Annotated in this window: 16 protein-coding genes; 10 read left to right on the top strand and 6 right to left on the bottom strand. The window is 72.5% G+C overall.

What is annotated here, in order from left to right:
- Positions 1-36: 36 nt before the first annotated feature.
- Positions 37-1,038: an MBL fold metallo-hydrolase gene (locus tag ABZ808_RS12855; protein ID WP_357004634.1), complete on the bottom strand. Its 1,002-nt coding sequence runs from the start codon at positions 1,036-1,038 to the stop codon at positions 37-39.
- 151 nt (positions 1,039-1,189) lie between these two features.
- On the opposite strand from ABZ808_RS12855, the gene ABZ808_RS12850 reads away from it, so the two are divergent.
- The 3 genes from ABZ808_RS12850 to ABZ808_RS12840 all read left to right on the top strand — a co-directional run bounded on the left by ABZ808_RS12850 (position 1,190) and on the right by ABZ808_RS12840 (position 7,155).
- On the top strand, positions 1,190-2,716 hold the full coding sequence (locus ABZ808_RS12850; RefSeq protein WP_357004631.1) for an aldehyde dehydrogenase family protein: 1,527 nt from the start codon (positions 1,190-1,192) through the stop codon (positions 2,714-2,716).
- Positions 2,717-2,760: 44 nt separating this feature from the next.
- Positions 2,761-2,994 (top strand): acyl carrier protein, encoded by a 234-nt coding sequence (locus ABZ808_RS12845; protein WP_357004628.1) that lies wholly within the window; start codon positions 2,761-2,763, stop codon positions 2,992-2,994.
- A 243-nt stretch (positions 2,995-3,237) separates the two neighbouring features.
- Positions 3,238-7,155 carry an amino acid adenylation domain-containing protein gene (locus ABZ808_RS12840; RefSeq protein WP_357004625.1) on the top strand — a complete coding sequence of 1,306 codons (3,918 nt, stop codon included), beginning with the start codon at positions 3,238-3,240 and terminating at the stop codon, positions 7,153-7,155.
- A gap of 80 nt (positions 7,156-7,235) precedes the next feature.
- Here the strand turns inward: ABZ808_RS12840 and ABZ808_RS12835 are convergent, their stop codons facing one another.
- The gene (locus ABZ808_RS12835) at positions 7,236-8,261 is read right to left on the bottom strand and encodes an acyl-CoA dehydrogenase family protein (protein ID WP_357004621.1); all 1,026 of its coding nucleotides are present in this window, start codon (positions 8,259-8,261) and stop codon (positions 7,236-7,238) included.
- A gap of 202 nt (positions 8,262-8,463) precedes the next feature.
- Between ABZ808_RS12835 and ABZ808_RS12830 the strand changes: the two genes are divergently transcribed.
- The gene (locus tag ABZ808_RS12830) at positions 8,464-8,817 is read left to right on the top strand and encodes a VOC family protein (protein ID WP_357004618.1); all 354 of its coding nucleotides are present in this window, start codon (positions 8,464-8,466) and stop codon (positions 8,815-8,817) included.
- A gap of 107 nt (positions 8,818-8,924) precedes the next feature.
- On the opposite strand, the gene ABZ808_RS12825 is transcribed toward ABZ808_RS12830, so the two are convergent.
- Positions 8,925-10,199: a condensation domain-containing protein gene (locus ABZ808_RS12825; RefSeq protein ID WP_357004615.1), complete on the bottom strand. Its 1,275-nt coding sequence runs from the start codon at positions 10,197-10,199 to the stop codon at positions 8,925-8,927.
- Positions 10,200-10,355: 156 nt separating this feature from the next.
- Here ABZ808_RS12825 and ABZ808_RS12820 point away from each other — a divergent pair, with 156 nt between their 5' ends.
- The 6 genes from ABZ808_RS12820 to ABZ808_RS12795 all read left to right on the top strand — a co-directional run bounded on the left by ABZ808_RS12820 (position 10,356) and on the right by ABZ808_RS12795 (position 16,972).
- Positions 10,356-11,555: a cytochrome P450 gene (locus tag ABZ808_RS12820; RefSeq protein WP_357004612.1), complete on the top strand. Its 1,200-nt coding sequence runs from the start codon at positions 10,356-10,358 to the stop codon at positions 11,553-11,555.
- Between the two features lie 52 nt (positions 11,556-11,607).
- Entirely contained in the window at positions 11,608-12,765 is a 1,158-nt protein-coding gene (locus ABZ808_RS12815) for an acyl-CoA dehydrogenase family protein (RefSeq protein ID WP_357004609.1), read from the top strand.
- 30 nt (positions 12,766-12,795) lie between these two features.
- The gene (locus tag ABZ808_RS12810) at positions 12,796-13,887 is read left to right on the top strand and encodes an acyl-CoA dehydrogenase family protein (protein WP_357004606.1); all 1,092 of its coding nucleotides are present in this window, start codon (positions 12,796-12,798) and stop codon (positions 13,885-13,887) included.
- Positions 13,888-13,922: 35 nt separating this feature from the next.
- Complete coding sequence (locus ABZ808_RS12805) at positions 13,923-14,267, top strand: MmcQ/YjbR family DNA-binding protein (protein WP_357004603.1); 345 nt, start codon at positions 13,923-13,925, stop codon at positions 14,265-14,267.
- Positions 14,268-14,333: 66 nt separating this feature from the next.
- The gene (locus ABZ808_RS12800) at positions 14,334-15,350 is read left to right on the top strand and encodes a methyltransferase (protein WP_357004600.1); all 1,017 of its coding nucleotides are present in this window, start codon (positions 14,334-14,336) and stop codon (positions 15,348-15,350) included.
- Positions 15,347-16,972, top strand: a complete 1,626-nt coding sequence (locus ABZ808_RS12795) for an AMP-binding protein (RefSeq protein ID WP_357004597.1) — start codon at positions 15,347-15,349, stop codon at positions 16,970-16,972. Before ABZ808_RS12800 ends, ABZ808_RS12795 begins: the two co-directional genes overlap by 4 nt.
- A gap of 4 nt (positions 16,973-16,976) precedes the next feature.
- On the opposite strand, the gene ABZ808_RS12790 is transcribed toward ABZ808_RS12795, so the two are convergent.
- Genes ABZ808_RS12790 through ABZ808_RS12780 form a run of 3 tightly spaced genes read right to left on the bottom strand, consistent with a single transcriptional unit; the run spans position 16,977 to position 19,977 of the window.
- A complete protein-coding gene (locus tag ABZ808_RS12790) occupies positions 16,977-17,744 on the bottom strand; it encodes an alpha/beta fold hydrolase (RefSeq protein ID WP_357004594.1) in 768 nt (255 codons plus the stop codon).
- The gene (locus ABZ808_RS12785; protein ID WP_357004591.1) at positions 17,741-18,874 is read right to left on the bottom strand and encodes a Gfo/Idh/MocA family oxidoreductase; all 1,134 of its coding nucleotides are present in this window, start codon (positions 18,872-18,874) and stop codon (positions 17,741-17,743) included. The genes ABZ808_RS12790 and ABZ808_RS12785 overlap by 4 nt, the downstream gene beginning before the upstream one ends.
- Complete coding sequence (locus tag ABZ808_RS12780) at positions 18,871-19,977, bottom strand: saccharopine dehydrogenase NADP-binding domain-containing protein (protein ID WP_357004588.1); 1,107 nt, start codon at positions 19,975-19,977, stop codon at positions 18,871-18,873. Before ABZ808_RS12780 ends, ABZ808_RS12785 begins: the two co-directional genes overlap by 4 nt.
- Positions 19,978-19,981 lie beyond the last annotated feature (4 nt).

Here is a 19,981-nt window from a genome sequence, read left to right as displayed (position 1 = left end):
CGGCAACGCCGGGCGCGGCTGGTCCGTCGGCACCGGTCAGTCGGCGGCCGGCGCGGTCACCGCCCGACGCAGCACACGGCTCTCCCCCACCGCCAGGTCCCACAGGTCCTCGGTGGCTCGCCCGCTTACCTGCCACGCCTTGCGGGCCTGCTCCAGCGGCTCCAGCGGCGCCTCGGCGGAGAGCGCGAAGGCACCCCAGTGCATGGTGGCCATCCGCTGGGCACCCAGGTCGCCGCAGGCGCGTACGGCCTCGGACGGGTTCATGTGCAGCGGCTTCATGAACCAGCGGGGCAGGTAGGCGCCGACCGGCATCAGGGCGAGGTCCACCGGGCCGCAGCGGTTCCCGATCTCGGCGAAGTACGACCCGTAGGCGGAGTCGCCGGCGAAGAAGACCCGTTGCGGCGGGGCGTCGACGGCGGGGTCGGCGTCGGCCTCCAGCATCCACCCGCCCCACAGGCTCTGACAGCCGTCGAAGAGGGTCCGGCGGCTCCAGTGGTGCACCGGCACGAACGTGAACTCCACCGCGCCGAGGCGGGCGCTCTCCCACCAGTCCAACTCCGTGACGGCCGTGAACCCCAGCCGGCGGAACCACCAGCCCAGCCCGCCCGGCACGAGCATCAGGACGTGCCGCGGCAGCCGGCGGATGGTGGGCGCGTCGAGGTGGTCGAAGTGGTTGTGGCTGATGACCACGGCGTCCACCGGGGGCAGGGCCTCCCAGCGCAGACCGGGCGGGGTGAAGCGGGGTCGCACCCCGGGGATGCGCCGTGACCACACCGGGTCGGTGAGCACCACGAGCCCGCCGATCTGGAGCACGAACGAGGCGTGACCGACCCAGGTCGCCACCACCTCGCCCACGCCGGCGGGCGGCAGTGGGTCGGCGGCAGGGTGGACGGGAATCTGGTCGACCCGGCTGAGGTCGGGCCGCATGCCACCCTCGGTGATCAGCTTGCGGACCGCCCGGGAGCCGGGGACCGGATGGGTCAGCCGGTCGGCAAAGCTGGTAGGCCAACTGCGCCCACCACGCTTTTTGGAAAGCATCCTGTCAAAGACGCGATAAACACTCCGCGGATATCTCATCCCGTACCCCGATACTCTCGCCGGAAAGCCCGACTCTGGCTGCCTCTTTGCGCCGCTAGCTAGGCCCGATCGAGGGTATGCCGAGCCTGGTATTTGCGCTAGCGTCTCGTGCATGTCGGCGACCACACACACCGACAGGCTATGTTTGTCCTGTCTGGACGATTTGCCTCGAGAGCTGTTCATCGGAGGCAAGTGGTCGCCCGCGAACGACCGCCGGGAATTGGCGTCTCTGCGTCCGTCCACGGGGGAGACACTTGCGACTGTGGCCCACGCCGACGCCACCGATGTCGCCAGGGCTGTCGCCGCGGCGAGCGCCGCCGGCCGACCCGGATCCCGATGGCACCGGATGTCTCCGGCCACCCGGTCCCGACTGTTGCACCGGGTCGGCGACCTGATCCTCGCGCATGCCGACCGGCTGGCTCTGCTCGACTGCCTCGACAACGGCAAGCCGCTGCGGGTGGCCCGGGCGGGTGACGTTCCGGCCGCCGCGGCGGTCTTCCACTACATGGCGGGTTGGCCTGGCCGGCTGAACGGCGAGAACGTCTCGATCTTCACCGGCAACCCGGAGCGGCACATCGCCATGACCGTGCCCGAGCCGGTGGGCGTGGTGGCGGCCATCATCCCGTGGAACTTCCCGCTCTACATGGCCGCGGCGAAGGTGGCGCCCGCACTGGCGGCGGGCTGCACCGTGGTGCTGAAGCCCGCCGAGCAGACACCGCTGTCCGCGCTGCTGCTCGCACAGCTGGTGCAGGAGGCCGGCCTGCCGGCGGGCGTGCTGAACGTCGTCACCGGCGACGCCGCCACCGGTGCGGCGCTCGCCGCGCAACCGGGCGTCGACAAGGTCACCTTCACCGGGTCGACGGAGGTCGGGCGCAGCATCGTCCGGGCCGCGGCCGTCGACTTCCGCCGGGTGACCCTGGAGCTGGGCGGCAAGTCACCGAGCATCGTCTTCAGCGACGCCGACCTGCCGCAGGCGATGGACGGCGCGGCCCACGCGATCTTCTACAACCAGGGCGAGACCTGCGTGGCCGGATCCCGTCTGTACGTGCAGCGACAGGTCTTCGACGAGGTCGTCGCGGGGATCCGGGAGCGTGCCGCGGCGATCAGGCTCGGCGACGGTCTGGACCGGGACACGGACATGGGGCCGCTGATCTCCGCGGAGCATCGGGAGCGGGTGTTGTCCTACCTGCACTCGGCCCGGGACGGCGGCGCACGGGTCACCGGCGGTCACGCATCGGACTCGCCGGGCTTCTTCTGCACTCCGGCCGTGGTGACCGGGGCCGACCCGCAGGCTCCGGTGGTCCGCGAGGAGGTCTTCGGCCCGGTGCTGGTGGCGCAGCCCTTCGACACGGCGGAGGAGGCGGTGGCACTGGCCAACGACAGCCCGTACGGGCTCGCCGCCGGCGTCTTCACCCGTGACCTGGGCCTGGCGCAGCAGGTTGGCCGCCGGCTGCGCGCCGGCACCGTGTGGGTCAACAGTTGGCACGTGCTCGATCCGGCGCTGCCCTTCGGCGGAATGCGGAGCTCCGGTTGGGGACGGGAGATGGGCAGGGCGGGCGTCGACGCCTTTCTCGAGACCAAAACACTGGTCAATGACCTGGGCATCCGCCCGTGGGGGTCGGTACCTGCTTCGAGGTGAGCACCGGCCCGCGTTCAGCGACGGGCACGTCGTGGGGAGGCATCGTGACAAGCGAACAGCAGATGCTCGACATCTGGAAGAACATATTCGGTCGCCAGGTGGAGCCGGACACCGACTTCTTCGACGACCTCGAGGGTGACTCGATGGCGGCAGCGGCCATCGTGCACTGGGTGAACATCGTCTTCGGCGTGCACCTGCCGATGATCGAGGTCTTCGACCGGCCCACCCCGGCAGAACTGACCGGGGCGGTGAACGAACTGCGGGCCGCCGCACGGTAGAGGCCGTACGGCCCCAGCACTCTCGGCCCGATCGCCAGAAAGCACTCGTCGATCGCATCTCGAGAGACCGTCCGGAGCGCACCTCCGGCAGGGTATTCGTACCACTTTGTTCACCACCCGCCATCCCGAGGGAACGTCATGGACATAGTGAGATCGGAGCACCACTCATCGTCAGCCAACGCCCCCCAGGCCCCGCCGCCGGCACCGTGCCGAGCGGACGCCTCGGGTGCCCACTCGGCGCCGTTGAGCGACCTGCAGTACGCATACCTGCTCGGCGAGCTGGGCGACTTCCAGCTGGGCGGTCCGGCCCTCTTCTTCGAGGAGTACGCCTGCCAGGAGCTGGACGTCCGTGCGTTCAGCGCGGCCCTGCACCAGCTCATGTCCCGGCACGAGATGCTCCGGGCGTCGTTCGACGAGACGGGCCTGCTGCACGTCCAGGACGAGCTGCCCGTGCCGTTGACCTACCGGTCGCTTCGCGGCCAGCCGGAACATACCTGCCGGCGGCTTCTCACCCGCAATCGGGAGCGATGTTACGACGAGGGGCCATCGCGCGACGGGCACGCTCCGTTCGAGGTCTTCGTGTTCGCCCTGGACACCCACATCGTGGTGCAGGTGTGCGCGCGGCTGCTGGCCATCGACGGGTTCTCGGGTGAGATCTTCGCCCAGGAGCTGCGGGCCCTGCTGAACGGTGAGTCGCTGCCCCCGCTGCGGTACACCTTCCGGGAGTACCGCAACGAGTTCGAGCGACGCAAGGACAGCGACGAGCACGAGCGGGCCCGCCGCTACTGGCTCAACCGGCTGGACAGCCTGCCCGCGGCGCCGGAGCTGCCCCGCCGCCGGATGAGCGGCGATCCCAGCCCCCGCCTCGTGCGCCGGGTCTTCAAGCTCACCCCCGAGCAGTGGACCAGCCTGGCGGCGCGCATCAGGAAGAGTCGGCTCACCGGCACGATGGTGCTCGGCGCGGCGTTCTGCGAGGTGTTGCGGCACTGGTCGAAGAACGCCGACTTCACCATCAACATCATGTACGGCGACCGGATGCCGTTCCACCCGGAGGCCGACAAGATCATCGGCAACTTCAGCAGCACCCTGCTCATGGAGTGCCGCCAGGGTGGCCCGGGCGACACCTTCCTCGACCGGGCCCGCGCCTGGCGCCGGCAACTGCTTCAGGACATGGAACACAGCTCGTTCGGCGGAGTCTCCGTCATCCGGCAGCTCAACCAACGGACGGGCAACGCCCGTAACGCGCTGATGCCGGTGGTGTTCACCAGCATGCTCGGCGTCGGGGAGCCGGACTCCGGTGTCTTCCTGGAGCACCTCGGCTGGCAGCGGCTGGAGGGCAAGGTCCGTACGCCGCAGGTCGCGTTGGACCACCAGGCGTTCGTGGCCGGCAACGCCCTGGTCACCACCTGGGACAGCGCGGACGACCTCTACCCGGCGGGCATGATCGACGACATGTTCGCCGCCTACCGGTCGCTGCTGATCCGGCTGGCCACCGGGGACGAGGCGTGGGGGATGGAATCGTTCGACCTCACCCCGGCGGCCCAGCTCAAGGTCCGCGAGCAGGTCAACGACACCGCCGCACCGGCCCGGGTGGCCACCATGCACCACCTCTTCGAGGAGCAGGCCGCGCGGCAGCCGGACCGGCTCGCGGTGATCGCCGACGGCCGGGAGCTCACCTACGCCCAGCTGCGCGACCAGGCCAACGCGCTCGCGGCGGATCTCGTCGCGGCCGGGGTACGGCCGGGCGAGGTGGTCGGCGTGCAGGCGCTGCGCGGGGCGCACCAGATCATCGCGTTGCTCGGGGTGCTGATGGCCGGGGCCGCGTACGTGCCGGTCTCGCCGCAGTGGCCGCGCCGCCGGCGCGAGCAGGTGGCCGAGATCTGTCGACTGCGGGTGCTGCTGGCCGACCGCAGCATCCAGGGCGAGGAGCCGTACGCGGATGCGCGGACCATCGACATCGCCACCGCCATCGCCCGGCAGGACGGCGCGGCGGGGCCGGCGGTGGACGTCAGCCCGGAGTCGCTGGCGTACGTCATCTTCACCTCCGGCACCTCCGGCACGCCGAAGGGGGTGATGATCTCGCACAGCAGCGTCGTCAACACGCTTGTCGACATCAACGAGCGGTTCGGCCTGAGCCCTCGCGACCGGGTCCTCGCCGTCTCCGACTACACGTTCGACCTGTCGGTGTGGGACGTGTTCGGGATGCTCGCCTCCGGCGGGGCGGTGGTCGTGCCGACCGCCGGGCAGGAGCGGGAGGTCACCCACCTCTACGAGCTGTGCCAGGCCACCGGGGTCACGGTGTGGAACAGCGTCCCGGCCTACCTGGCGATGTTCGTGGAGTTCGTGCGTACGAGCGGCCGGCACCCGCTCACCGAGCTGCGGCTGGCCATGGTCAGCGGCGACTGGGTGCCGATCAACCTCGGCGCGGAGCTGGCGGAGATCGCGCCGCACGCCGCATGCGTGAGCCTCGGGGGCGCGACGGAGGCGTCCATCTGGTCCAACTACCACCCGGTGCCGGCGCGGGTGCCCGCACAATGGATCTCGATCCCGTACGGTCACCCGCTCCGCAACCAGCGCTTCCAGGTCCTCGACGCCCGTTTGATGGACCGCCCCGACTGGGTGCCGGGCGAGTTGTTCATCGGCGGACGCGGCCTCGCCCTGGGCTACCTGGGCGACAGGGAGCTGACCGCCGCGTCGTTCCTCGTGCATCCGCAGCGGCAGGAACGGATCTACCGCACGGGCGACTGGGCCCGATACTGGCCCGACGGGACGCTGGAGTTCCTCGGCCGGGAGGACCCACAGGTCAAGGTCAACGGCTTTCGGGTGGAACTCGGCGAGATCGAGGCAGCGCTGCTGGCCCACCCGGAGGTCACCGACGCCGCCGTCGTCACCCGCACCGACGGAAGGGCCGTGTCGCTTGTCGCCTTCGTGGCCTCGCAGACCCCGGCCGAGCAGTTGGCCACGCAGTTGAAGGACCACCTCGCGGCCCGGTTGCCGGAGTACATGGTGCCGCGCAGCATCGACGTACGGCAGCGGCTGCCGCTGACCGCCAACGGCAAGGTCGACCGGCGGCAACTGGCCGAGCGGGCGGCCGGCGTGCGGGCCGCCCGGCATGTCGGCGACGACGCGCCCCGACCCGGCACCGAACGGGACCTGGCCACGCTGTGGCAGGAACTGTTGGAGGTGCCGGAGGTCGGCCGCTCCGTCGACTTCTTCGCCTACGGTGGCAGTTCGCTCTTGGCGGCGCGCCTGATGAACCGCATCGAGCAACAGTTCGGACGGCGGCTGCCGCTGGCCACGCTCTACACCTCGGGCACCGTCGCGGCGATCGCCGCCATGCTCGACACCGCCGGCGGCACCGAACCGGCGCGCAGCCTGGTCGCGCTGTCCGACAACGGGCACCGCCCGCTGGTCCTGGTGCACCCGGTCGGCGGCGACCTGCTCTGTTACCGCCCGCTGGTGGCGGAGTTGGGCGAGCGGCACCGGGTGCTCGGCTTCGCTGCGCCGTCCCCGGCCCGGTCAGTCGTGTCCATCGAGGATCTGGCCGCCCGCTACCTGGCGGAACTCGCGCCGATCCTGACGAATGAGCCGCCGGACCGGGTGGTCCGGCTGGCCGGCTGGTCGCTGGGCGGCGTGGTGGCGTACGAGATGGCCCGGCAACTGCGGCGGCAGGGCCGGGAGTGCGCGGTGCTGCTCATCGACCCGTGGATCGGCTGCGGCAGCAACCCGACGGTCGACGACGCCTCCCTCGTCAAGGCGTTCCTGCACAACCTCGCGGGCGCTCCGGTGGAGGTGTCGAGCGACCCGTGCACCCCGAACGCCGCCCACGAGACGCTGCGCCGCACGTGGGCGGCGCCGCCCCCGCAGCTCAAGGACCTGAAGTCGGTGACGTACGCCGAGTTGCAGGAAATGTACGGGGTCTTCGAGGCCAACACCCGGGCGCTGCTGCGGTACTCGTTCGTCGCCGAACAGGGCCTGGAGGTGGACGTGGTGGAGGCGTCACGAGGGTTGGTCGGCCCGGCGGCGGGCTACCTGTCGCCGCTGCGGCACGCCGCGGACGTGCTACAGGCCCGCTTCCACATGCTGGAGGGCGACCACTTCACCGTGGTCGACCACGCACAGGCGCAGGCCGTGGCTCGGCTGATCGACGGGATGCGGTAGACCGGCAGGGGCCCCGCGACGCCGGTCCTACGCGTCGCGGGGCCCCTGCCGGTGCGGTGCCCGGTGGCACCGCCGGGGCGTCAGGCGACGTCGGTGGTGGTGGTGAACGCGGTGTGCAGGGCGTCGCGGATGCCCGGGCGGGAGCCGAAGACCAGCAGGAACGTCGCCTCCCGCACCAGGCGCTGGGCGTGCTGGTCGAGCAGGACCGCGCGGCTGCCGGAGGCCACGGCGAGGTTCGCGCTGGCCCGCAGCGCCAGCTCCGAGGCGGCGGCGCGGGCGGCGGGCATGACCTCCGGGTCGGCGGTGTCGAGGCGGTCACGGACGGCGTCGAGCTGCGGGCGCAGCCGCGGCTCGTCAGCCAGCTCGATCGCCCGGTCGGCCACCCCGAGCGCGAGGGAGCCGTTGAAGCGCAGCGTCGCCGGGTCCCGCTGCCGCCACGCCTGCAGCGGCATCTGGTTGGCGACCCGGTCGGCAGACACGAAGTGGTTGTCGAAGGTGACAGTCACCGTGCTGCTGGCGTTGACCGCCGACATCCGCAGGGGCTCGACGGTCAGCGTGCCACTCGTCGCGGCGTCGACCAGGGCGAAGACCAGCGTGTCGTCGGGCAACCGGGCGGCAACGTAGATCGTGTCGACCAGGCCCCAGCCGCTGACCCACGGCGCGGCGCCGGAGAACCGGAACCCGCCGTCGGCCGGCGTCGCCGACAGCGCCGCCGGACCGGGCCGCACCGCCGCGCCGATCGCCAGCCCCGCCCGACGCTGCCCCGTGGCCAGCGGCTCCAGCCAGGCCGCCCGTAGCTCGGTGTTACTGGTGTTGGCCGCCGCCATCACCGCGTTGTGGTGCTGGGCCCAGAGGAACGTGGTGGTCAGGCAGCCGCTGGCGAGGGTCTCGATGACCCGGCACACCGCGGGGAAGCTCGGCAGGTCGAGGCTGTTGAACTCCGGGGGCGCGGCCAGTCCGTAGAAGCCCTGCTCGGCGAGCAGGTCCAGGTGGGAGATGGGGACGCGGTCGGCGCCGTCGACCGCCAGCGCGGCGGGGAAGAACACCTCGTCGGCGATCTCGCGCGCCTGCCGCAGGCTCGTGGACTCGTCGATGGAGACAGTCACAGCAGTGCCCTCCGTTCGCGGGGCCCCGGGGGGCCGGTGGTGCGGGCCATGGCCTGGTGGCCGCGTCGGCTGCCACGGTGGCTGGCCCGCCAACCACCGGAACTCGTCTTTACTAGCATCCTTGCGTGTCTGCGGAAGACGAGACAATGCCCGTTATGATGCTAGGACATCTCCCCTGACAGATCACGCACCGGAGGGCGCCGTGGCAGGAGAACCTTCGTTCATCGAGTTTGCAGTTCCGGTTCCCGAACGCACCCGGGACTTCTACGAGGCGCTGTTCGGCTGGAAGTTCACGATGCTCACCCACGGGTCGTACATCGAGATGCCGGGCGCGGCCCCGGGCCTGGAGGCCGGCTCCCACCCGGACACCGACCCTCCGCACATCATCGTCTACTTCGCGGTGGACGACCTGGCCGCGGCCGTCGAGCGGGTGAAGGAGCTCGGCGGCGAGGTGGGCCCGTTGCGGCCGCCGAGCCCGCAGTACGGCGCGTTCGCGGAGTGCCGCGACAGCCAGGGTGTGGCCTTCGGCCTGCGGGAGCTGCCCAAGGCCGGGTGACCGACCGTCCGGACACGACGGTGGCGGTCGGCGGCTCCCCGCCGGCCGCCTGTCGTTTTCGCGCGCGGCGCGGGCCGTACGGACACGTGGCACCGCCGACGCGCGTCTCAGGATGGCGTGCCCGGCAGCCGCTGCGGGTCGGTCACCACCGCCGCGGCCAACGCCACGTAGTCCTTGACGAACTGCCGCGCCCAGTCCGGGGTGAACCGGTCACGGTCACACATGAGGACGGCGGTGAGCGCGTCGCCCTGCGGTACGACGACGAACTCCAGCGCGAACCGACTGCGCTCCAACTGCGCCTCAAGGTCGTCGAGCTCGTCGCCGCTCATGTCGGCCCTCGGCACGAACGACCCGAGCAGCTGGAACATCACGTCGTCGGTGCGGCCCTCCCCCGTGACCGACCCGGGCGGCAGCAGCTGCGCCGGTAGCTCCTGGTGGCGCAGGCCCTCCATCACCTGGTTGCGCACCTGCCGCAGCAGGTCGGTGAACGGTTCGGCGGCGACCACCCGGCCCCGCAGCAACACCATGGACACGAAGAAGCCCACCGTGTCGCGGACCTCCGGCCGGCTGCGGTTGGCGAACAGCGACGCCACCGTCAGGTCCGACTGGCCGGTGGCCCGGTGCAGCACCAGGTAGAACAGCGAGAGCATCACCGGGAAGAGGGTGGTGCGTTGCCGGCGGGCGAGCTGGTGCAGCCCATGCGCGACGTGCGGGTCGATGGTCAGCTCCACCGACACCCAGGCCTGCTCGTCGGGGCCCCGGGGGACCTCGGCGCGCTCGGGCAGGCGCACCAGCCGCGCCCCGTCGAGCTGCCGGCGCCAGTGGTCGGCCAGCACACCCGAATCCGGCCCGGAGATCCGCTCCCGCTGCCATGCCGCCCAGGTGGCGTACTGCCATCCGATCTCCGGCAGTTCCTCACCCTGGTAGAGCGCGCGGATGTCTCGTGACAGCAGCGCGTTGGACCAGTCGTCGCTGACGTAGTGGTGCATGGTCAGCACGAAGACGTGGTGCTCGGGGCCAACGGTGATCAGCGTGGGCCGGGTGGAGCACACGCCGAAGTCCACGGCGGTGGTCAGCTCGGTTGCGACGTGTTCACGGGCGGCCCGTCGGGGATCGGCGTGCCCGGACACGTCCACGCGAAGCAGTTCGACCGGGCGCGGCGGATTGATCACCTGAACGAGCTGACGCCGCCGGGTGACGAACGTCGTCCGCAGCGACTCGTGCCGCTCGTGCAACAGGTCCACGGCACGGCGCAGGGCGGCGACGTCGCAGTCCCCGCGCAGGTGCCACACCACCTGCTCGTTGAGTGAGTGCTGCTGCCCTCGATAGTGGTCCATCAGCCACAGGAGCCGTTGACCCACCGATGCCGGTTCCTCTCGCATGCCGGCGACGCTACCGCAGCAAGCGCGTGGTTACGAGTGTCCTGAAGATACTTCGACAGTCTCCGCAGACACTCCTTGACACGAGTTTCGGAGAGCCCGAATAATCGGCGGCGGACGCGGGGCGTGCACGCCGTACCGGTCCGTCGGGAGGCCCCTATGACAGCCGTTCGCGCGCCACGGGTCACCTTCGACGTCTCGGACCCGCAACTGCTGGCCGACCCCTTTCCCACGTACGAGCGACTGCGCCGTACCGGCGCCGTGCTGAGCAACGGGCCGGGGCAGTGGGTGGTCCCCGGCTACCGCGAGGTCGCCGCCCTGCTCAAGGACCAGCGGCTGACCAAGACCCTGCCGGAGCAGTACTACCGCTTCACCGTCGGGGACCCGGAGCTGAGCGGCTTCCTGTCCGGGCAGAACCTCGGCCAGCGCAACCGGCTCGCCAGCCGGGTCCTGGTCAGCTCGTTCAGCCCCGGCCTGGTCCGGCGGCTCGACGAACGCATGACCTCCCTCGTGGACGACCTGCTCGAACCCGTTCTGGCGACCGGCCGGATGGACCTGGTCGCCGACCTCGCGCTGCCCTTCCCCCTGATGGTCATCTGCGACCTGCTCGGGGTGCCGGCCGCCGACCGGTCCCTGCTGTGGCCGCACGCGGCACAGTTGGTCAGGGCCTTCAGCGACGTGGCCTTCCACGACGACCGCGACATCGGCGAGGCGGTCCGCTCGCTGCGCTGGCTGCGCGCGTACCTCGGCGATCTCGTCATGGACGGCCCCGGCGGCGACAACCTGCTGACCCGGATGGCCACCACCGAGTCGGACGGGCAGCGGCTTCGCCGCGAAGAGATCGTCGACAACGCCATCACGGTCTTCTACGCCGGCTTCGAGACGTCGATGGGCATGATCTCCAACGGCATGGTCGAGCTGCTGAAGCACCGCGACCAGCTTGCCCGGCTCCGGGCGGGCACGGCCGACACCGCCACCGCCGTCGAGGAGATGCTGCGCTACGAGGCGCCGATCCAGGTGACCATGCGCAGCCCGCTGGAGCCGGTGGAGGTCGCCGGCCGGGTCATCCGCCCTGGTCGCGTCCTCTACCTGCTGGTCGGGTCGGCCAACCGGGACCCGGAGCAGTTCGACGAGCCGGACCGCTTCGACGTCGGCCGCCGGCCCAACCCGCACCTCAGCTTCGGGGCCGGCGTGTACCACTGCCTGGGCGCCGCCCTGGCCCGCGCCGAAGGGGTCGCCGTGTTCGACCGGCTGCTGCGGCGTACCAGCGCCATCGAGTTCGACGGCGAGCCGGTACGCCGGCCGCGCTTCAACTTCCGCACGTACGACCAGGTGCCGCTCGCGGTGCGTCCGGCGTGACGGTGACCAGCACGAGGCGCCCGGACCCGGCCGCCAGGAAGCGAGGACGGCGTTGAACCTGCACGACGACCCGGCCGAGGCCGCGTTCCGCGCCGGGCTGCGCGAGTGGCTCCGGGCCCGCCTGCCGGACGACGACCCGTCCCGTACGTGGAGCACCACGCAGTTGCGCGAGTGGAGCCGCGACCTGTCCGAGGCCGGCTACGCCGGCATCACCTGGCCGACGGAGTACGGCGGTCGCGGGCTGACCGCCGCCTACCATGCGATCTTCGTCGAGGAGACCGCCCGCGCCGGGGCACCGGACCACATCAACATCATCGGAATGAACATGGTGGGCCCGACGCTCATCGCACGCGGCACGGACGAGCAGAAGGCGCGCTACCTGCCCGGCATCCTGTCCGGTCGTACCCTGTTCTGCCAGGGGTTCTCGGAGCCGGAGGCCGGCTCGGACCTGGCGGCGGTACGCACCTCGGCCCGACGGGCGGAGCCGGACGGCTACCTGCTGGACGGCGAGAAGGTCTGGTCCTCCTACGCCCACCTGGCCGACCACTGCCTGCTGCTGGCCCGCACCGGCCCCAGCGAGCCGAAGCACCAGGGGCTGACCTGCTTCCTGCTGGACATGCGGGCGCCCGGGGTGAAGGTGTCGCCCCTGCGGCAGCTCAACGGCGACACCGACTTCAACCAGATCATCCTTACCGAGGCGCCGGTCGGCGACGCGGACGTCGTGGGCGAGGTCGGCAAGGGCTGGTCGGTGGCGCTGTCCACGCTGGCCCACGAGCGGGGAACGTTCGGGATCACCCTCACCGCCCGGTTGGTCGCCCAGTTCGACCGGCTGCTGCGGCTGGTACGCGAGGTCGGCGCCGAGGGCGACCCGACCGTCCGTCGCGAGCTGGCCGTGTTGCACGCACGGTTGCAGGGGCTGCGGTACACGGGCTACCGGTCGCTGGCCGCGCTGCGCCGCTCCGGCGAACCCGGCGCGGAGGCGTCCATCCTCAAGCTCGAATGGTCGCTGCTGCACCAGCGGGTCTGCGCGCTCGCGCTGCGCGTGCAGGGCCCGACGGCGCTGCTCGACGGCGGCGACGCCACCTGGCAGGGGTACTGGCAGCGGCAACTGCTGCGCAGCCGGGCGAACACGATCGAGGGCGGCACCTCCGAGATCCTTCGCGGGATCGTCGCCGAGCGCGTGCTGGGCCTGCCCAGATCCCGCCAGTGACCACCGGCCCGCGACGACACGGAGAAGACCATGGACTTTGCCCTCACCGATGAGCAGCGGGAGATCCGCCGGGCTGCCCGTGACCACCTGGAGCGGCACTATCCGGCGACGCGGGTGTGCGCCCTGGCGGAGGGCCCCGGCGGGAGCGAGGCGGGCGCCTGGCCCGAGCTGATCCGGCAGGGCTGGCTGGACGATGACCTCGGCATGGTCGAGCTGACGCTGTTGGCCGAGGAGAGCGGGCGGTGCCTGCACCCGACGCCGTGGTGGACGACTGTCGCCCTGGCCGCACCGTACGCGTCGGCCGCCGGCGAGCCCCTGACCGTGCCGGCGACACTCGCCGACGGCGCCGCGTCCCCCGGCGCCGGGACGGTGCGGGCCACCCGCTCGCCGCAGGGCTGGACCCTCACCGGGCAGGTGCCGGCAGTGCCGCAGGCGGGCGCGGTGCGCTGCGTCGTGGTACGCGCCCACACCGAGGAGGGCCCGGCCGTGTTCGCCTGCGACACCGGGTCCCCCGGGCTGGTCGTGGAGGAGCTGTCGACACTGGACACGCTGCGCCGGATGGCCCGGGTCCGGTGGGACGGCACGCCGGCGCGGCTGCTCGTCGAGCCGGCCCGCACGCCGGGGGCCGTGCGGCGGGCCCAGCTGCGCGGCGGCGTGCTGTTGGCAGCCGAGGCGGTCGGGGCCGCGGCGGGCGCGCTGGACATGGCCGTCGCCTACGCCCGCCAGCGGGAGCAGTTCGGGCGGCCGATCGGCAGCTTCCAGGCCGTGGCGCACCAGCTGACCGAGGCGTACGTCGACACCGAGCTGGCCCGGTCGCTGGCGTACCGGGCCGCGTGGCTGGTGCAGAACGATCCCGAGGGGTCACCGGCGTGCGCGCAGGCGGTGGACGAGGCGGTGCTGGTGGCGCGCGGCGCGGCGGTGCGGACCTGCGAGACCGCGATCCAGATCACGGGTGGCATGGCTGTGACGTGGGAGTACCCGCTGCACCGGTGGCTGCGCCGGGCGCTCTGGCTGGAGGCCTTCCCGGGGTTCGGCGACGACCCGCACGGTCGGGTGGCCGAGCAGTTGCTGCGGCCGGGTGACACGGGCGGGATCAATCCGAGCACGCCCGACGGGCGTTAGCGTGACGCGATCCGTCGACAACCGAGGAGGCCGCAGTGGTCAGCCCCGAAACCGTCAGCAGCATCGCCCTGGCACTTCCCGGAGCGCGCCAGTCGGCGCACTTCGACGTCACCGACTTCCGGGTCGGCAACAAGATCTTCTGCACCCTTCCCAGGCCCGGTGTGATGGGGATGCGGATCGACGTCGCCGAGCAGGCGGCGCTCATCAGCGAGGACCCGGCGACCTTCTCGGCGCCGAACAACAAGTACGGGCAGAGCGGGTGGACGTTCGTCGAACTGGCGACGGTCGACCCGACGCAGCTGCGAGAGCTGATCACCGATGCGTGGCGCCGGCTCGCGTCCAGGAAATTGCAGGCCGAGTTGGACGAGGCCGGTTCCTGACACCCCGCCACGCGACTCCGGTGGCCAAGGGCCGCCGGAGCCTCACGCGAAGGGACGGAGACACCCGTGGGCACCAGGCGCACCATCGACGCCGATTCGATCTTCAAGCTCCTTGAACTCGGCGACTACCTCCTGCCGTACACCATCCGGGCAGCCTGTCTGCTCGGCGTGGCCGACCACCTGGTGGACGGGCCGGTGGCGATGTCCCGGCTGGCCCGGGTGACCGGGACCCACGAGCCCACGCTCCGCAAGACGCTGGAGTACCTGGCGACCCGGGACGTGTTCGAGCTGGTGGAGCCGGACAGCGTGGCGCTGACCCCGCTGTCGGACCTGCTTCGCGAGGGGCATCCGTACTCGGCGCGCGACATCTTCCTCTCCCCGGTGGCGTGCACCCGGGCGATGGAGGGGCTCGCCGAATCGATCCGTACCGGCGGACCTGCGTTCGACGTGGTGCACGGCCGGTCCATGTGGGAGCACCTGAGCGCCCAGCCCGAGGACGGGGAGGCGTTTGACAGGGTGATGAGCGGGGTCACCGGGATGGAGCTGCTGGCGGTGCTTCGGGCCTGCGACTGGCGGCGCTTCGCCAGCATCGTGGACGTCGGCGGCGGCAACGGCGGCTTCCTGGCCAGCCTGCTGCGCCGGCTCCGGGGTGTCCAGGGGGTGCTGTTCGACCTGCCGGGCGTCGTGGCCAACGCCCCCGAGGTCCTGGCCGCCGCGGGGGTCGCCGACCGGGTGGAGGTGGTGCCCGGCAGCTTCCTGGAGGGGCCGATCCCGCCCGGCGGCGACGCGTACGTGCTCAAGCGCATCCTCTACAGCTGGAGCGACGACGAGGTGGTGGGCATTCTCGGCCGCGTCCGCGCCGCCATGAAGCCGCACAGCCGGCTGTTCATCATGGAGGCCGGGCGGCAGGAGGCCGAGGTGCCGGCCCTGGCGCGGCGCATGGACCTGCTCATGCACACCCTCACCGCCGGCGGCGCGCGGACCCTCGAACAGCAGGGCGAACTGCTGGACCGGGCCGGGCTACGGCTGGTCCGCAGCGTCTCCACCCCCATGTTCCCGATCATCGAGGCAGCGCCCGCGTGACCGGCCCGCTCGGTTGGCTGGACCGCCCCGACGAGCGGCGCGGCATCCGGTTCGCCGAGCCCGACGGGTCGTGGCGGCTGTGGTCGTACGCCGAGTTGGCGGACCTGGTGCGCCGGTACGCGGGGGCACTGCGCGGTGCCGGGGTGGGCGCGGGCGATGTGGTGTCGATCGTGGAGACCACCGGCCCACGGTTCGTGGGGCTGCTGTTCGGCACCATGCTGGCCGGCGCCGCCGCCTCGCCGGTGGCGCCACCGCCGCCCTTCGGGGACCGGGCGCGCTGGGCCGAGCACCTGCGCGGAGTGCTGCGGGCCAGCGCGCCGCGGCTGGTCGTGCACGATCCCGCGTTGGCCCTGGTAGCCGAGGTGTGCGCCGGGGCGGGCGTACCGGCGTACGACAGTGTGAGGTTGCTCGCCGACGCGGCCGACGGCCGCCGGGCGTCGACGCCCGGGCCGGACGGACTGGCGCTTGTGCAGTTCACCTCGGGCAGCAGCGGCCGGGTGCGCGGGGTGCGCGTGCCCCACGCCGCGCTGGCGGCCACCGTCGCCGGCATCCAGCGGTGGCTGCGGATGACGCCCGACGACCCGACCGCCTCCTGGCTGCCCGTGCACCACGACATGGGCCTGGTGGGCTGCCTGCTGGCACCGGTCGCCACCGGGTCGGACCTGTGGCTGATGTCGCCGGGCGACTTCGTCCGTCGGCCGCTGCGCTACCTGGAGTGCTTCGGCCGGCGGGGCGCCCGGCTGACCGCGATGCCGGCCTTCGGGCTGGACCACATCGTCCGGCGGGTGCCCCCCGAGGCGCTGGTCGGGATGGACTTCTCGGCGTGGCGGGCGGTGATCGTCGGCGCGGAGCGGATCCGACCGGCGCTGCTGGCGGAGTTCGCCCGCTTCGCCGCACCGCACGGGTTACGCCGCGAGGCGCTGCTGCCCGCGTACGGGCTGGCCGAGGCGACCCTGTCGGTGACCGGCGTGCCGCTGGACACCGGCTGGCGCACCGCCACCGTCGAGCAGGGCGAGGTGGTGGGCTGCGGACGGCCGCTCGCCGGTGCACGGGTGACGGTGGTGGACGACGACGGCCGGGCCGTTCCCGACGGGATGGTCGGCGAGATCGTGGTGCGCGGCCCGTCCGTGGCTGCGGATTACCTGCCGGCGGCGGGGGACGACACCGCCAGCGGCACCCGGCTGGTCGACGGTGAGGTGCACACCGGCGACGCGGGCTTCGTCGCCGACGGGGAACTGTTCGTGCTGGGCCGCCTCGGCGACGGGGTCAAGGTACGCGGCCGAATGCTGCTCGCCGAGGACGTCGAGGCGGCGGCCGTGTCGGCCTGCGGTGCACCGGTCGGACGGATCACCGCCCTGCTCGGGCAGGTCGGCGACGAACCCCGGGTGGTGCTGCTGCTGGCCCGGCCCGAGTCGGGCTGGCTGCCGGCGGCGTGCGCCGCGGCCGAGGTCGCGGCGGAGGGGGTGCCGGTGGAGGCGGTGGTCGTGCCGGTGGGCGCGGTGGCGCGTACCAGCAGCGGCAAGCCCCGCCGCCGGCTCATGTGGCAGGACTACCTCGCCGGCCGGCTCGGCCTCACCGAGCCGGCACCGGACGGACCGGCGGGGGTGCTCGCGGCGAGTTGACCGGTCAGCGGGGCTGGTCGGCGGGCAGCCCGAGCGCCTCGCGGAGGTGATCGAGCACCTCCGCCTGCTTGTCGATCAGGTAGAAGTGGTGCCCGGGGAGCACCCGGAGCTGGAAGTCCCCGGTGGTGCAACGCCGCCAGTCGGCGACCTCGGGCACGTGCGCCTCCGGGTCGTCGTCGCCGGTGATCGCGGTGACCGGCATCGACAGTGGCGCACCGAAGGTGGGCCGGTACGTCTCGACGAGGCGGTAGTCGGCCCGCAGCGTGGGCAGCAGCGCGGCCCGCAACTCCGGGTGCACCAGCGCCTCGTCGGTGGTGCCGCCGAGGCGACGCACCTCGTCCCACAACTCGTCGTCGCTGCCGAGGTGCTTGACACCCGGCCGCTGGTGCTGCGGGGCCGGGCGGCCGGAGACGACCAGCCGGCGCGGCGTGACACCGAGGCCGTGCTGGAGCCGATGCGCCACCTCGTACGCGACGGAGGCGCCCATGCTGTGGCCGAACAGGGCGAAGTCGGTGTGCAGCAGCGGTTGCAGCGCGGCGACGATCCCGTCGACCATCGTGGCCATGTCCCGTACGCACGGCTCGTGGATCCGGTCCAGCCGGCCGGGATACTGCACCGCCACGACCTCGACCTCGGCGGGCAGCCGTACGGCCCACTGTCGGTAGAAGGTCGCGTTGCCGCTGGCGTACGGGAAGCAGACCAGGCGCAGGGTCGCGGCCGGACGCGGCCGGTAGAGGCGCAGCCAGGACGCGGCCTCCACGGTCGCCCTCACGGCCGCGCCGCCTCGTCACCGGCGGCGGCGATGGCCTTGAGGTCGTCGTCGGTCAGTGGCTGGGGCGGGGTGGAGGACAGCAGCTCCGGCGGCCCGAGCCGCAGTGTCAGGTCCTGCCACAGCTTGCACAGCGACAGGTGGTACTGGCCGCGACGCAGCGGATCCTGACCCTCCTGGGCCGCCTGGTGCAGCTCGGTGAGGGCGTGCGCGATGCCGGCCGGCCACAGGCTGCGAAAGATGTGCCGGTACGACGGCACGGTGCCCGGTCCGAGCACGACGGCGCTGGGCGCCTGCGCGTCGTCCGGCATGGTGGCGTAGTGGGGGTCGGCGTTCGGGTCGGCGACCTCGCGGGGGAAGTCGGGGCGGGCGGACCAGACGACCGGCCCGTGGGTGTTGACCAGGGTGAGGTTCCCGGCCTCCGTGCCGATGCTGATGCGGTGCATCAGGTGGGCGTAGTTGTCCGGGTCGGCGGGGTCCATCTGGTTCTGCACGCGCAGGGTGGCGGGCACCCCGGCCAGCACCCCGTCGAGGCTGCTGAACGGGATGTCCAGGGTGGTCGCGGCACGCACCGGTGGGGCCTGCTCGGGCAGGTCGCCGAAGGCGAACGGGCGTACCCCGCCGAGAGCCTGCCCGAGGATGTCCAGCAGGGAGTAGGCGAGCTGGAACCCGGCCGCCGCGTCGATGTAGAGCGGGCGCTGCCGCCGCGTCAACTCCTGCGCCGCCGCGACGAACCGGCGTACCGGGGCGACGTGGGTGTAGAACGGGTTCAGGTGGTAGACGACGCCGTGCCGGCGGGCGGCGCGCAGGTTCTCCGCCAGCTCGTCGTGGTGCAGGGGATGCTCCTGGAGCACGTGGATGCCACGGGCCATGAGCGCGCGGGCCAGCTCCGAGCCCCGGCCGCCCAGCAGACCGCCGCGGATCACCACGCACGCCATGTCGATGTCGTCGGGCAGCTGCTCCGGGTCCGTGTACAGCGGCGCGTCGTAGCGGCGGGCGCAGGCGCGGGAGCGTTCGCTGCCGGCGGCCAGCACACCGGCCAACTCGAAGGGCAGATCCGGGTTGCGGAACGCCTCCAGGTAGACCTGACCGAATCGGGCGCCACAGACGACGACCCGGGGACGTTGCGTCACAGTGCCTCCTCCACGTGGCCGCCGACGTGGGCGGCTTCACCGTCGAACACCGTCAGGTCGCTCACCGCGGCCGAGCCGGCGAGCAGGTCCACCGCGACCCGCGGGTCGAGCGCCTCCCCCGCGTGGTGCAGACCGGCGGCCAGGGTCCCCTCGGTGAGCGCCGCAACGGCGACGCCCGCGAACGCGCCGGTGAGCGAGCTGGCGTTGTCGCCGCGCAGCACGAGGGTCTGGGCGTCACCGGCGACGGTGGTCAGCTCGACGATGATCAGCTGGTAGGTCGCGTGCCCGAAGGCGTCCAGTTCGGCGGCGCGGCGCAGCGCCTCGGGGGCGTCCGCGCCGGCCGGCGGCTGCCGCAGCACCTGCGCGACGTGCGGGCCGGCGAAGACGGAGTGCCAGGTGGCGTCGGTGACCCCCAGGGACCGGGCCACCCGTTCCAGTTCGGTGCTCAGGTACGGCACGGTCGTGGCCGGCTCCGGGAAGAACGGCAACTCGGCGTCGGTGCGGGTGGGCAGCGGCTGCCGCGCTCGTACGCCCCCGGTCAACGCCGCCCCGGCCTGACCGAATCCCTCTCCCACACGGAGGTAGTCGGCTGCGGCGGTGGCGGTGAACCGGTCACGACCGCCGAGGTAGCCGAGCAGCCCGCGCGGCCGGTCCGGCAGGGTGGCGGCGAGATAGCGGGGCAGCAGTGCGCTCAGGCCCGGCATCATGCCGGCGGAGATCACGGCGGTCCGCCCCGGCGCCCGCGCCAAAAGGGCTCCCACCTGCTCCCCCAGGACGTCGTCGCCAGCGGCGTCGACGTAGTCAGCGCCGCTGGCGAGCGCCGCCCGCGCCACCCGGTCCTCGACGAGGTAGGCCGGGCCGGCGCAGTTGAGCACGACGTCGCAGCCGGCGCAGTAGCGGCGCAGCGCGTCGGTGTCGCTGATGTCGAGGACCTCGACGGTGGGCGGGGAACCGCCGGTGGCGGCGAGCCCGTGGCACAGCGCGTCGAGGGGGGCGCGGCGGCGGCCGGCGAGGCGCAGCACGTGCCGGCCCCGGCGGTGCAGCTCCGCCACGGCGGCGGCACCTACGGCACCGGCCGCGCCGACAACACCCACCACGGTCACCGGG

Source organism: Micromonospora sp. NPDC047527 (assembly GCF_040643015.1).
Lineage (GTDB): Bacteria > Actinomycetota > Actinomycetes > Mycobacteriales > Micromonosporaceae > Micromonospora.
This window is presented reverse-complemented; position numbering and strand designations above follow the sequence as displayed.

What these genes read in the sequence shown, in the direction of transcription:
- ABZ808_RS12850 (WP_357004631.1), top strand. Translation starts at nt 1,190, where the DNA reads ATGTCGGCGACCACACACACCGACAGGCTATGTTTGTCCTGTCTGGAC.
- ABZ808_RS12825 (WP_357004615.1), bottom strand. Translation starts at nt 10,199, where the DNA reads ATGCGAGAGGAACCGGCATCGGTGGGTCAACGGCTCCTGTGGCTGATG.
- ABZ808_RS12820 (WP_357004612.1), top strand. Translation starts at nt 10,356, where the DNA reads ATGACAGCCGTTCGCGCGCCACGGGTCACCTTCGACGTCTCGGACCCG.
- ABZ808_RS12810 (WP_357004606.1), top strand. Translation starts at nt 12,796, where the DNA reads ATGGACTTTGCCCTCACCGATGAGCAGCGGGAGATCCGCCGGGCTGCC.
- ABZ808_RS12855 (WP_357004634.1), bottom strand. Translation starts at nt 1,038, where the DNA reads ATGCTTTCCAAAAAGCGTGGTGGGCGCAGTTGGCCTACCAGCTTTGCC.